This window comes from Arthrobacter sp. NPDC089319, from assembly GCF_040684925.1.
Classification (GTDB): Bacteria; Actinomycetota; Actinomycetes; order Actinomycetales; family Micrococcaceae; genus Crystallibacter.
Window position 1 is genome coordinate 419,687 of sequence record NZ_JBFBGZ010000002.1, and the last position, 12,401, is coordinate 432,087.

8 protein-coding genes and 1 tRNA gene are annotated in these 12,401 nt (G+C 68.0%); 3 read left to right on the forward strand and 6 right to left on the reverse strand.

Annotated elements, in window-relative coordinates:
- Window positions 1-352 precede the first annotated feature (352 nt).
- From AB0N75_RS04765 to manB, 4 genes are all read right to left on the reverse strand, one after another.
- Window positions 353-1,525 carry a globin domain-containing protein gene (locus AB0N75_RS04765; protein WP_364645847.1) on the reverse strand — a complete coding sequence of 391 codons (1,173 nt, stop codon included), beginning with the start codon at window positions 1,523-1,525 and terminating at the stop codon, window positions 353-355.
- Between the two features lie 109 nt (window positions 1,526-1,634).
- Window positions 1,635-2,084 carry an Rrf2 family transcriptional regulator gene (locus AB0N75_RS04770; RefSeq protein WP_364645850.1) on the reverse strand — a complete coding sequence of 150 codons (450 nt, stop codon included), beginning with the start codon at window positions 2,082-2,084 and terminating at the stop codon, window positions 1,635-1,637.
- A 126-nt stretch (window positions 2,085-2,210) separates the two neighbouring features.
- The gene (locus AB0N75_RS04775) at window positions 2,211-2,708 is read right to left on the reverse strand and encodes a hypothetical protein (protein ID WP_364645852.1); all 498 of its coding nucleotides are present in this window, start codon (window positions 2,706-2,708) and stop codon (window positions 2,211-2,213) included.
- A complete protein-coding gene (gene manB, locus AB0N75_RS04780; protein ID WP_364645855.1) occupies window positions 2,705-4,183 on the reverse strand; it encodes a phosphomannomutase/phosphoglucomutase in 1,479 nt (492 codons plus the stop codon). The genes AB0N75_RS04775 and manB overlap by 4 nt, the downstream gene beginning before the upstream one ends.
- 100 nt (window positions 4,184-4,283) lie before the next feature.
- Between manB and AB0N75_RS04785 the strand changes: the two genes are divergently transcribed.
- From AB0N75_RS04785 to AB0N75_RS04795, 3 genes are all read left to right on the forward strand, one after another.
- A complete protein-coding gene (locus AB0N75_RS04785; protein ID WP_364646002.1) occupies window positions 4,284-6,458 on the forward strand; it encodes a DEAD/DEAH box helicase in 2,175 nt (724 codons plus the stop codon).
- Between the two features lie 232 nt (window positions 6,459-6,690).
- Window positions 6,691-8,127 (forward strand): DUF2252 domain-containing protein, encoded by a 1,437-nt coding sequence (locus AB0N75_RS04790; RefSeq protein WP_364645858.1) that lies wholly within the window; start codon window positions 6,691-6,693, stop codon window positions 8,125-8,127.
- Window positions 8,128-8,294: 167 nt separating this feature from the next.
- Window positions 8,295-9,752 (forward strand): FAD-dependent monooxygenase, encoded by a 1,458-nt coding sequence (locus tag AB0N75_RS04795; protein WP_364645861.1) that lies wholly within the window; start codon window positions 8,295-8,297, stop codon window positions 9,750-9,752.
- 49 nt (window positions 9,753-9,801) lie between these two features.
- Here AB0N75_RS04795 and AB0N75_RS04800 read toward each other — a convergent pair.
- Both AB0N75_RS04800 and AB0N75_RS04805 read right to left on the reverse strand, forming a co-directional pair.
- Window positions 9,802-9,890 (reverse strand) — tRNA-Ser (locus AB0N75_RS04800).
- Window positions 9,891-9,956: 66 nt separating this feature from the next.
- Window positions 9,957-12,035 carry a prolyl oligopeptidase family serine peptidase gene (locus AB0N75_RS04805; protein WP_364645863.1) on the reverse strand — a complete coding sequence of 693 codons (2,079 nt, stop codon included), beginning with the start codon at window positions 12,033-12,035 and terminating at the stop codon, window positions 9,957-9,959.
- Window positions 12,036-12,401: the final 366 nt, after the last annotated feature.

Here is a 12,401-nt window from a genome sequence, read left to right on the forward strand (position 1 = left end):
GAGGCTCAAGGGATGAGACCCCGCGCCAATGCGCCGGGGTCTCATCCCTTTTAACTCCTGTGCCCATCACCCGACCGGACCATGGCGGCGCCCCGGAGGCCCGTTGCCCCGGACCTTCGCGCGGCCCAAAGCTCCGCGGTCTAGACCACCGGGGCCAGATAGTACCCGGAGCGACATATGGCGGCCACAGCTCCCGGCCGCTTCCGGACACGAAAATGCCGGCGGCCGGTGACTTCCGCCGGGCCGCCGGCATGGTGCGGCATCTCAGCCGCTGCACCCCGGGAGGAAGGGGGACAGGGGACTCCTGGGATGCGCTGGAGGTGGCCGCCGGTTTGATCCGGCGGCAGTTGCCCTAGTTGGCCGACGCCAGCCACAGGTCCGGGCCGAAGACCTCGTAATGGACCTTGGTGGCAGGGATGCCGGCGTCGATCGCTTGGCTGCGGATCGACTTCATGAACGGCAGCGGGCCGCAGACGTAGACCGAGGCATCGGCCGGCAGTACCACATCCTGCAGGGTCATGAAGCCCGCATTGAAGCCCTCCGTCGGCTCTTCCAACCACAGCTGCAGGTTGGCGCCGTCCAGCTTTTCCACGTCCTCGGTCATCTGCTCGCGCAGGGCCCAGGCGTCCAGGCTCTTCTCCGCGTGCAGCACGATCACTTCGCGGTCCGAACCCTGCGCGGCCAGCAACCGCAGCGCGGAGGCCGACGGCGTGCAGCCGATGCCGGCGGTGGCGAAGACCAGCGGCCCGTCGCCGTCGTCCAAGGTGACGTCGCCGTAGGGGTTGGACAGCTCCAGCACGTCGCCCACTTGCACGTCGTTATGCAGCACCGGGGAGACCTCTCCGCCGTCGTCGCGCTTGGTGGTGAAGACCCGGCGGGTGGTGGATTCGACGTCCGAGCTGAGCGAGTACTGCCGGACCTGGCGCAGCCCGTCTGCGAGCGTGACCTTGACCGAGACGAACTGACCCGGGACGGCGACGGTGGCGGGGGTGTGGTCGGCCGGTTCCAGCACGAAGGTCATGCAGCCGGTGCCGGCCGGGTTCTTCTCCACCACCTTCCACGGGGTCCACATCTTGTCATTGGCCTGCCGCGCGTAAAGGCCCTTCTCCAGCTTGATCAGGGCGTCCGCCATCAGCCAGTAGACCTCGGTCCAGGCTTCGGCGATTTCTGCCGTGATCACGTCGGCCAACTCTTCGGCAATCGCTTCGAAGAGGTACTTGTAGACGATCTGGTACTGGTCCTCGGTGATGCCCAGCGAGGTGTGCTTGTTGGCGATCCGGCTGAGCATTTGCTCCGGCACCAGGTCGGGGTTGGCGACCAACGCGGAGGCGAAGGCGGCAATCGATCCGGCCAGAGCCTTCTGCTGCTCACCGTTGCGCTGGTTCGCGCGGCTGAACAGTCCGTCCAGCAGTTCCGGATGGGCTGCGAACATTCGCGAGTAGAAGTTGGGGGTGATGCTCCCGAGCCGCTCGCCGACGAGGGGCAGGGTGGCTTCGATGATGGGGCGGGATTTCTCCGAGAGCATTGCGACTCCTTGCTGGAAATGATCGTTACGGAATCAAAGTAGCACCGCAAATGCTGGTTTAAATCCAAACTTCTACGCCTCGTAGAAAAGATTGGCGGAACGGTGCGGATCAGGCCGGACGGCGGGTGAGCAAGGTCACAAACACGGGTTCCATTTGTGACTGATGCGGCAATGTGGAGACCACTACGGAGTCGAGTTCGCGGTAAAAAGCCTCGCGCGCCCGGCGCAATGCGCCGCGCAACCCGCAGTTGTTGTTCATGGGGCAATCGCCGTGGGCGGACTCGCAATCCACCAGGTCCTCGCGCGCATCCAGGGTGCGCAGCACGCCGCCCACCGTGGCAGCCCGTCCGGCAGGGCTGATCCGCACGCCGCCGGACCGGCCGCGAACCGCCTCGATGAGTCCCAGCCCGCGGAGCTTTAGCACCGCCTTGCTGACGTGGTTGTACGGCGTTCCGACGCCGTCGGCAATGGCCTGCGTGGTCATCAATTCCCCGTCCGGGGCCGCGGAGAGCAGCATCAGTGCCCGAAGGCACACATCGGAGAAGGCATTGATACGCATGCTTGCAATATTAGCGGTCAGCTCTTGACAAAAGCTGCCGCTGTGCCGCCAGTCACGGTGCGGGCGCGTTGGTACGGTGGCGCCAGCCGTTGGTTATGCCGACGACGGCGGGGCGCGGCAGCCTGCTCAGCCCTCCGCCGGGCCTGCTTCTTCGGCAGGTTCCTGATCGGGCCAGACGAGGCGTTCCTGCGGGTCCACGAAGGGGTCCGGGTAGCTCCACTTGCCGTCGTCGTCGTGATGGTAGGGCTGGATGGCGGAGACGGCGACGCCGGCAGAGTGCTCCACGGCTATCTGGATCGCGTCAGCGTCCTCTTCGGGCAGGAAGATGTCGCTGATCACCGCGACGGCGCGGAAGTCTCCGCGTTCCTGCCGCAGCGTGGCATAGAGATCCTCGATCATGCCGTCCACGTTGACCTCGGCCGCCTCGGTGGCCTCCGCGTCGAGGTCATCGGGCGAGACCACCACCAGGCGCAGTCCGCCGTCGAGTGTGGTGACCAGCGCCGCGGGCAGGAACGCTCCGTGGTCGGCCAACTGCTCCTGGGCCACGCCCAACCCGGTGCCGAACAGCGTATCGATGTCGGCAAGAACCTCGGACGGAATGCCGTCGCGCCAGGACGCACTCATGCGGCTTCCCGGACGCGGGCCAAGACGTGTTCGCGGAGGGTGTGGAGCAGTGCCGGGTTGGTGGCTTCGGCGTTCAGGCGCAGGAACGGTTCAGTGTTGGAGGGTCGCAGGTTGAACCACCAGGATCCGTCGTCGGCCACCACGGTGGTGCCGTCGAGGCGGTCCACGCTCACCCCGGTTCCCGCGTAGGCGGTGGGGCAGGTGGCGGCGGTGGCGGCGGTTCCGCCCGCGGCCGGATCAGCTGCCAGCGCAGGGGCGAAGTCGGCCAGCACCCGCGCGACGGCGGCGGCCTTGTCCTCCACCTGCGAGTTCAGTTCACCGGTGGCGTGGTAGGGATCGTATTCGGCGGCCAGCTCGGACAGCGGAGCCTGCTGTTCGCCGAGCGCGGCCAGCACATGCATGGCGGCGAGCATGCCGGTGTCGGCGTTGTAGAAGTCGCGGAAGTAATAGTGCGCGGAATGTTCGCCGCCGAACACGGCCTTTTCCTCCGCCATGTGCGCCTTGATGAACGAGTGGCCCACCCGCGTGCGCACGGCCCGGCCGCCGGCAGCGGAAATCGCTTCGGGCACGGCGCGCGAGGTGATCAGGTTGTGGATCACGGCCGGGTGCTCCTCGCCGGCGGCCTGGGCGCGGGCGATCTCCCGGCGGGCGACCAGCGCGGTGATAGCCGAGGGGGAGACCACGGCCCCGGTGTCGTCGATGACAAAGCAGCGGTCAGCGTCGCCGTCGAAGGCCAAGCCGATGTCCGCCCCGTGTTCGCGGACGGCGGCCTGCAGGTCCACCAGATTTTCGGGTTCCAGCGGGTTGGCCGGATGGTTGGGGAAGGTGCCGTCCAGCTCAAAGTACAGCGGCACAATCTCCAGTGGCAGCGGCGGCAGGAGGCCGTCGCCGAGCACGGCGGGAGTGGTCATGCCTGCCATGCCGTTGCCCGCGTCAACCACCACTTTCAGCGGGCGGATGCCGGTCAGGTCAACCAGGGAGCGCAGGTACCCGGCATAGCCGGAGAGCACGTTGGTCTCGGTGATGGCCCCCGTTTCGGTGCCGTCGGGAATGCCGGTCTCCAGGTATTTCTGCGCGCGGTCGCGGATCTCGAACATGCCGGTGTCGGAGGAAACCGGAACGGCGCCGGGCTTGGCCATCTTCATGCCGTTGTACTGGGCCGGGTTGTGGCTGGCGGTGAACACTACGCCGGCTGCGTCGAGGGAGCCGCAGGCATAGTAGAGCTCGTCGGTGGAGATCAGTCCCAGCATCAGGATGTTTGCGCCCCTGCCGGCTGCGCCGTGGGCGAACGCGGCAGCGAACTCCGGTGAGGACGGGCGCATGTCCCCGCCCACCAGCACCGTCTGCCCGGCCAGGGACAGCACGTCCACAAAGGCCGCCCCGGTCGCCTCGACGGTTGCGGCGGTAATGCTCTCGCCAACGATCCCACGGACGTCGTAGGCCTTGAATGACAGGCCAAGATCTATGCTGCTCACCCCAACAGCTTATAAGGGGCTCCTGTGGAAAAGGGACAGGTTGTCAGCTGCGGCTGGAATACTGGGCAGCATGGCTGAGCGGATCGACGGGACAACGGACATGGCGGCGGCGGACATCGCCACACTGGAAACGGCGGCGGCCGGGCCGGATGGCGGTGCGCTGCGCCAGGAGGCCACGGCGCTGTTGCGGGCCCTGGTGGGTCATGACGCGGCGGAGTTCCACGACGGCCAGTTCGAGGCGGTGGAGGCGCTCGTCTCCGGCGGACGCCGGGCCCTGGTGGTCCAGCGCACCGGCTGGGGCAAGTCGGCGGTCTACTTCGTGGCCAGCCTGCTGCTGCGCCGCCGGGGTGCCGGTCCCACGTTGATTGTCTCGCCGCTGCTGGCGCTGATGCGCGACCAGGTGGCCGCTGCAGAACGCGCCGGCGTGCGGGCCGCCGCCATCAACTCCGCCAATCAGCTGGAATGGGGTCAGATCCAGGAGCAGTTGGCCGCAAACACGGTGGACGTGCTGCTGGTCTCGCCCGAGCGGCTGAACAATCCGCGCTTCCGGGACGAGCAGATGCCGCAGTTGGTGGGCAGCTCCGGCCTGCTGGTGATCGACGAGGCGCACTGCATTTCCGACTGGGGCCATGACTTCCGTCCCGACTACCGGCGTATCCGGGACCTGATCGGCCAGCTCCCGGACCGGGTGCCGGTGCTGGCCACCACGGCCACCGCCAATTCGCGCGTGGTCCATGACATCGAGGAGCAGCTCGGCGTGCGTTCCGCGGGGGAGCACGACGGCGGGGTACTCACCATCCGGGGGCCGCTCGCCCGTGCCTCGCTGCGGCTGGGGGTGCTCCGGCTGGCCAGTCCGCGTGCCCGGCTCGGCTGGCTGCTCACCCATCTCAATGACCTGCCCGGCAGCGGGATCATCTACGCGCTCACGGTCTCCGCCGCCGAGGACACGGCCCGGCTGCTGCGCGAGGCCGGCCATGAGGTGGCCGCCTACACCGGCCGCACCGATCCCGCCGAGCGGGAACAGGCGGAGGCTGCGCTGAAGGAGAACCGGGTCAAGGCGCTGGTGGCCACCAGTGCGCTCGGTATGGGCTTCGACAAGCCGGACCTGGGCTTCGTGGTCCACCTGGGTGCACCGAGCTCCCCGGTGGCTTACTACCAGCAGGTGGGACGTGCCGGCCGCGGCACCCCCAACGCGGACGTATTGCTGCTGCCGGGCACCGAGGACCGGGACATTTGGGAGTACTTCGCCACCGCGTCGATGCCCAACGAGGGGACCGCCACCGCGGTGCTGCGCGAGCTCGCCGCGCCGGGCACGGCGCTGTCCACCGCGGCGCTGGAGACGCTGGTGAACCTGAAGCGGTCGCCGCTGGAACTGCTGCTCAAGGTCCTGTCCGTGGACGGCGCGGTGCGCAAGGTCAGCGGCGGCTGGGAGGGGACCGGCCAGCCCTGGGCTTATGACGCGGAGCGCTACGGGCGCATTGCGCAGGCCCGGGTGGCGGAACAGAACGCCATGCTGGACTACGAGAACACCTCCGGCTGCCGGATGGAATTCCTGGCCAGCGCGTTGGACGACCCGGCGGCCGCTCCGTGCGGCCGCTGCGACAACTGCGCCGGGCCGTGGTACTCGGACAGTGTCGCGGCCGAAGCCACCGAGAGCGCCGGAGCCGCCCTGCAGCGGGCCGGCGTCGAACTGGAGCCGCGGGCCATGTGGCCCAGCGGAATGGACAAACTGGGTGTACCGGTCAAGGGCAAGATCCCGCCGGCCGAGGCCAACGGCAGCGGCCGGGCGCTGGCCCGCCTGACGGATCTGGGCTGGGGCGGCCAGTTGCGGGAGGTCTTTGGCACCGATGCCCCGGACCGGGAGGTGCCCGCCGGCATGCTCAATGCCTGCGTGCAGGTGCTGGCCCAGTGGGGGTGGGCCCAGCGGCCGGTGGCCGTCGTGAATCTGCCGTCGCGGAGCCGTCCGCTGCTGGTGCAGTCGCTGGCCCGCGGGCTCTCGGACATTGGCCAGTTGCCGTACCTCGGCGAACTCGCTGTCCCGCACGGCGGCCCACGCAGCGGCCCCGGCGGCAACAGCGCCTTCCGGCTGGCCGATGTCTGGGACCAGTTCCAGGTCCCCGACGGCGGCGAAGAGTGGCTGGCGCAGAACCGAGGCCCGGTGCTGCTGGTCGATGACCTCGCCGACAGCCGCTGGACCCTCACGGTGGCGGGCCGCGTGCTCCTCCTGGCCGGGGCGGAATCGGTGCTGCCCTTCGTACTCGCGCTCAAGGGCTGATCCTTGTCTGGGCGTCCGCTGACGATGCCGCCACAACCCAAAGATCCAGCAAAGGCGGCGGCTCGTTGACGATTGGCCCCGCCGGGGCCACAATCGCAGTGTCAATGCGGACGAGATGCTGCAGGGCTGGGCGAAGGTGACCAGAGCCGGGCCAGGCGGCTCCCGAACGTTTCGGGGCCACTAGTGCTGGTCTGATGGTGGCGGTTCCTAGGATCAGGGGAGGTCGCCGAGCATGGCCGAGAAGAAGGTCGAGCATCCGAGCGTCGAGGAGCGTGCAGCCCAGGGCAAGGAATGCCGCCAAAAGACACCCGTCGCCAGCCACACGGGCTGGGTTCCCGCCGCCGACCGACCCGACCCGATAGCACTCCTGGAGAAACAGAACCAGACCAGGGAAAAGGACCTGGTTCCGGTGCGTCATGGCCGGATGCTGGTCTCACCGTTTGCGTTCTACCGGGGTGCGGCCAAGATCATGGCCGCCGATCTGAAGGACACACCGCGAGCCGGTCTCGACTCCCAGCTGTGCGGGGACGCCCACCTGTCCAACTTTGGCGTGTTCGCCTCGCCCGAGCGGAACCTGCTGTTCGACCTTAATGACTTCGACGAGACACTTCCGGGACCGTTCGAGTACGACGTCAAACGCATGTCAGCGAGCTTCACCATCGCGGCGCGGAACAACGCGTTCAGCAAGGACGACACATACGACGTGACCCTCACTGCGGTTCGCGCCTACCGCGAAGCGATGGCCCAGTTCGCGCAAATGCGCACGCTGGACATTTGGTACGCCCGCCTCTCCGAAGAGCAGTTGATGGAAGCCATCGACCTGGCCGTGGCAACGCAAAAGGGCAAGGCCCTCAAGAAGGCAGCCAAGCGCATGGGAAAAACGGCGCGGCAGGGCCTCGAAAAGGCCCACGCCCGGGACAGCCTGCACGCGCTCTCCAAGCTTGCCGAGCGCGTGGACGGGAGCTACCAAATTGTCAGCCAGCCGCCCATCATCATCCCCGCACGGGACCTGGCAGATGCGTATGGCATGTCTGGCGATGAGGTTGGCCACCTGATTCGGGAACAGCTCCGGTCGTACCGGGCCACGTTGCCGGAAGACCGGCGTTACCTGCTGGAACAATTCGAAGTCATCGACGTCGCCCGCAAGGTCGTGGGCGTCGGCAGCGTGGGAACGCGGGCGTTCATCGCCTTGCTCCAGGGGCGCGATCAACAGGATCCGCTGTTCCTCCAGGTCAAGGAGGCCACGCGGTCGGTGCTCGAGGACCACCTGCCGAAGAGCAAGTTCCGGCAGCCAGGCGAGCGCGTGGTGCAGGGTCAGCGGATGATGCAGGCCGCCAGCGACATCTTCCTGGGCTGGACCAAGGGCGCGCAGGACAACCGGTATCTGTACTGGCGCCAGCTACGGGACATGAAGGGTTCAGCCGTGGTGGAAGTGATGAAGCCGCGCGGCCTCACGTTCTATGCCAACGCCTGCGGCTGGACACTGGCACGCGCACACGCCCGATCGGGTGACCCGATCGCGATCGCCGCCTACCTGGGCAAGAGCGCCAAATTCGACGTCTCGATCACCGATTTCGCCGAGCGCTACGCGGACCAGAACGAGAAGGATTACCAGGCTTTTACCGAGGCGGTTCGGGCCGGCCGGCTCGAAGCAGTCGAAGGCGTCTAAGCGGCTCCGCCGACGGCGCGCCGCTGCTGGTCTCCGCACGTCGTCCCCGCCACTTCCAAGGTATCGCGCGGAAGGGGGCTTGCGGCAAGGCCCCCGTCGTGCCGCAAACTGGCCCGGATGTGCCCGGGAAGCGGCGCACGGAAAAGCGTTGAGAGGCGGTGCTTGCGATGGCCGATGTGATCGTTGCCGGAGGCGGCCCAACCGGAATGATGCTGGCCGCAGAGCTGACCCTGGCGGGCGTGGATGCGGTGATTGTGGAGCGCCGGGCCATCCCGGAGCTGGTGGGCTCGCGTGCGGGCGGTTTCCACTCCCGGACCATCGAAATCCTCGATCAGCGCGGGATCGCCGACCGGTTCCTCGCCGAGGGGCAGCGCGTCCAGGCAGCGATCTTCGGGACCACAAAGCTGGACGTGAGCGACTTTCCAACCAGGCACCCTTACACGCTGGGCCTGTGGCAGAACCATATTGAGCGGATCCTGGCCGGCTGGATCGAGGAACTGGGCGTGCAGGTCCGTCGAGGGCACGAGGTGGCGGGTTTCGATCAGGACCTCAGCGGGGTGGACGTGCGGTTCACCGACGGCGGGCGGGCGCACGCAAAATATCTGATCGGCGCCGACGGCGGACGCAGCGCGGTCCGGAAGGCAGCCGGCATCGAGTTCCTCGGCTGGGCCGCGACGAGGAGCAGCCTGATCGCGGAAGTGGAAGCCACAGAGGAAACACCGGCGGGCGCGCGCATTGACGAGGTGGGGATCCACGGACTGCAGCTGATGGAGGACGGGCGGACCACGCGGGTGATCGTGACCGAGAAGGAACTCGGACCGGCAACCGAGCCCACCCTGGCCGACCTGGCCAAGGCGCTGACCGAGATCTATGACACCGACTTCGGGGTCCACCATCCCAGATGGATTTCCCGGTTCACCGACGCCACACGGCAGGCCGCCGCCTACCGCAGCGACCGGGTGCTGTTGGCTGGCGACGCCGCGCACATCCACGCCCCATCGGGCGGGCAGGGGATCGGGCTGGGCATCCAGGATGCCGTGAACCTCGGCTGGAAGCTCGCCCAAGTCGTCAAGGGCGCGGCGCCGGACAGCCTGCTGGACACCTACCATGCGGAGCGGCACCCGGCCGGGGCCCGCGCACTAAAGCACACGATGGCACAGTCGCTCATGCAGCGGGCCGACCCACGCATCGGTGCGCTGGCCGACACGGTGGCCGGCCTGTTGACCATCGACGAGGCAAGGAAACAGGTGGCGGGGCTCATTTCCGGCCTGGACGTTCACTACGATCTCGGCGAGGGACACCCGCTGCTCGGGCGGCGGATGCCCGATCTCGACGTCGTCACCGGCAACGGCAGGCTGCGGGTGTTCACTCTCCTGCACCAAGCCCGTGCGGTGCTGCTCAACCTCGGCGCGCCGGGCAGCATCCACTTGGGGCCGTGGGCGGAGCCGGTGCAATTGGTGGATGCCACGTATGACGGCGAGTGGGAGCTTCCGGTGATCGGTCCGGTCAGTGCCCCCGCGGCAGTGCTGATCCGGCCCGACGGTTATGTGGCGTGGACCGGAGACGGGTCCCAGTCCGGGCTGCGGGAGGCGCTGGCCATGTGGTTCGGGCCCGCGCGGTGCTAACCGCTCCTCAAGACGCAAAAACTCCCCCGGTTTCCCGGGGGAGTTGACGCGGAGACGGGGGGATTTGAACCCCCGGTCGAGTTTAACCCCGACCCTTCATTAGCAGTGAAGTCCATTCGGCCGCTCTGGCACGTCTCCATACGCTATTGCTAGCCACACAAGACTACCCAGAACCAAGGGTCAAGAGCAAAACCGCCGAACGGCTTAGCCTGTCAGCGCCCGCCACAGGAACGTGTGCGAGAGCGACTGCAGCCGGGCGGTCTGCTTGTTGTCGCTGGCGCCGGCGTGTCCGCCCTCCAAGGCCTCGTGGAACCAGACGTTCTCAACGCCCTGCTCAAGCATCCGTGCGGCCATTTTCCGCGCCTGCACCGGGCCCACCCGGTCGTCCGAGGTGGCGGTCCAGATCAGCGCGTCGGGGTACTCGGTGCCCGGCTGGAGCAGGTGGTAGGGCGAGAAGGTGCGGATGAACTCCCACTGTGCCGGATCCTCCGGGTCCCCGTACTCGGCTATCCAGGAGTAGCCGGCGGAGAGTTTGGTGTAGCGGGCCATGTCCAGCAGCGGCACTCCGCAGGACACTGCGCCGAACAGGTGCGGGTAGCTGGTCAGCATGTTGCCCACCAGCAGGCCACCGTTCGATCCGCCCGCACAGCCGAGCCGCTCCCGCCGGGTGACACCGCGGTCCGTCAGGTCCTGGGCCACCGCGGCGAAGTCCTCATACGCCCGGTGCCGGTTGGCCTGCAGCGCCGCCCGGTGCCATCCCGGACCGTACTCGCCGCCGCCGCGGATATTGGCCACCACGTAGACCCCGCCGCGGCCGTCTGCGGTGCGCTGTTCCAGCCACGCCCGGCCCACGGTGCCGCTGTAGCCAGGTGTCCTGGCGATCTCGAACCCGCCGTAACCCGAGAGCAGCACGGGATTGCCGCCGTCGTGCTTGAGGTCTTTGGGCGACACCTGGAAGTAGGGCACCTGGGTGCCGTCCTTGGACGTGGCGAAGTGCTGCTGGACCTCGTTTTCCGCCGCATCAAAGTACGACGGCGACGCCTTGACTTCCGCCGCCGGCCCGCCGATGGTGCCGCGCGAGAGGGTGGAGGGGGTGAGGTAGCCGGTGGACACCAGCCAGTAGTCGTCGGACTCTTCGTCATCCACCGCCGAGGCATCCACGGCGTGCAGCGGCGGGCAATCCCGCAGCTCCGAGGCGGACCAGCCCGCCGCCGGATCCAGCACCCGCACCTGGGAAGACACATCGTGCAGCAGGTTCAGCAGCAGGTAGTTCTTCGTCCAGCTCCAGGACTGCAGCGAGGTTGCCGTATCCGGGGCGAACAACACCTGTACGGCGGTCTCGCCGGATAGAAAGGCCTCCAGGTCAGCGGCCAGCAGCGAGCCGGCGGGGTGGACGGTGCCGCCGATTTCCCAGTCGCCCTGCGGCCTCATCAGCAGCCACTGGCGGTGGAGGTCCACGTTCACGTCGGTGGGTACGTCGATGGGCAGCCAACCGCCGTCGCGCCGGAGGTAGGTGCGGTAGTTGAAGAAGTCGATCACGTCCACCGCGACGTCGCGTTCAAAGCCGGGGGTGGAGTCGTGGCCCACCTGGGCCAGCATGTGGTCCTCGGGGACGTCGAAGTACTCTTCCGCCGCAGCCGGATCCTGGCCGCGCTGCAGGATGCGGCTGGTCCGCGGGTAGGAGGACGTGGTCAGCGAGCCGGGGCCGAAGTCGGTGCCCAGCAGGATCCGGTCCTGGTCCAGCCAGGAAACGTAGCTCTTGGCCACCGGGATGTCGAAGCCGCCGGTGACGAAGGCCCGGTCCTCGACGTCGAACTCGCGCAGCCTTACGGCATCGCCGCCGTCGGGCGACAGCCGCAGCACGGTCCGCCGGTAGCTGACGCCGTCGGCCGGCCGCAGGAAGGCGGAACCGGCGTAGACCCACTCGATGCCCTCGGCCGCTGCCAGCGCGTCCACATCCAGCAGGATCTCCCACTCGGGGGAGGCGGTCAGGTAGCTTTCCCAGCTGGTGCGCCGGAGCAGGCCTCGGGGGTTCGCCTTGTCCCGCCAGAAGTTGTAGTAGTAGGCGCCGCGCTTGGTGACGCCGGGAATCCGGTCCTCGGCGTCGAGGACCTCCAGGATGCCGGTCTCAAGGGCAGTGAACTGCTCGTCCACCAGTTTGTCCTCGGTGCGCCGGTTCTGTCCCTTCACCCACTCCAGCGGCTCCTCGCCGTAGATATCCTCCAGCCAGATGAACTCGTCCTGGGGCAAATGCGTGCTGTCCTGCGCGGGGTCCTGGGCCATGCCTCCATCCTAGGCATGCCGCCCGCGGGCGCCCGGAGCGCTCGCGGTTGCCAGCAGGGTCATGACCTGCGGCCGGCGCCCGTTGCCTCCGGCCGGGGCCACGTTGTCTTTCGGGGCGGGGCGCTCACGGGGTGTTTGCCCGCGGGGCTCGTGACCGCTCCGCGGACGGTATGCGCCACATTGCCCTCCACTGGTAAGCAAAGCTGGCGCTGCTCCGCCCCCGTGGTCCGGGGCGCGGGGGTCCTCCAGGCGAGCAGGAGGAATGCTGGCCCTTCCCCGGCGAATGTGGCGTCCACTGTACAGGCGGGGAGTTTTGGCAGGCCGGGGGAAGTGGGACCGTCCGATAGCCAGTCCGCGGAAGGCCCG

Coding starts and splice junctions, on each gene's coding strand:
- AB0N75_RS04775 (WP_364645852.1), bottom strand. CDS start 2,708: ATGAGTGCGTCCTGGCGCGACGGCATTCCGTCCGAGGTTCTTGCCGAC.
- AB0N75_RS04790 (WP_364645858.1), top strand. CDS start 6,691: ATGGCCGAGAAGAAGGTCGAGCATCCGAGCGTCGAGGAGCGTGCAGCC.
- AB0N75_RS04770 (WP_364645850.1), bottom strand. CDS start 2,084: ATGCGTATCAATGCCTTCTCCGATGTGTGCCTTCGGGCACTGATGCTG.
- AB0N75_RS04805 (WP_364645863.1), bottom strand. CDS start 12,035: ATGGCCCAGGACCCCGCGCAGGACAGCACGCATTTGCCCCAGGACGAG.
- AB0N75_RS04785 (WP_364646002.1), top strand. CDS start 4,284: ATGGCGGCGGCGGACATCGCCACACTGGAAACGGCGGCGGCCGGGCCG.
- AB0N75_RS04795 (WP_364645861.1), top strand. CDS start 8,295: ATGGCCGATGTGATCGTTGCCGGAGGCGGCCCAACCGGAATGATGCTG.
- AB0N75_RS04765 (WP_364645847.1), bottom strand. CDS start 1,525: ATGCTCTCGGAGAAATCCCGCCCCATCATCGAAGCCACCCTGCCCCTC.